Annotated in this window: 1 protein-coding gene; it reads left to right on the forward strand. The window is 58.4% G+C overall.

The genetic code is table 11. From position 1 onward, the window contains the following. Window positions 1-20: 20 nt before the first annotated feature. The coding region (locus tag QMG56_RS23275) for an FAD-dependent oxidoreductase (protein ID WP_281825285.1) at window positions 21-385 on the forward strand (365 nt) is incomplete at its 3' end.

Below are 385 nucleotides of genomic sequence, written 5' to 3' on the forward strand. Positions count from 1 at the left end.
CGATTGGGAGATGGGCAGGGATGAACGCAGATTTCGATGTCGTCGTGGCTGGCGCAGGACACAACTCGCTGGTGGCGGCAGCCTATCTTGCCGCGGCCGGAATGAAGGTGCTGGTGTTGGAGCGCAATGCCTGGATCGGCGGCGGCGCGGTTACGCGCGAAGTGACGGTTCCCGGTTTCCGGCACGATCTGCATTCCACCGCCCATATCATGATCCAGTCAAATCCGCTGATCAATCGAGACGAACTGGGTCTGATCGGCAAATTCGGGCTGGAATATATCCGACCGGAAATCTCATTCGCGTCGGTCTTCGACGATGGATCGGTGGTCCTGACCTATCACGATCTCGACAAAACCTGCGAATCGCTGGCGAAAATCTCGCCGCG

The sequence above is a fragment of the Sphingobium sp. BS19 genome, from assembly GCF_027925545.1.
Classification (GTDB): Bacteria; Pseudomonadota; Alphaproteobacteria; order Sphingomonadales; family Sphingomonadaceae; genus Sphingobium.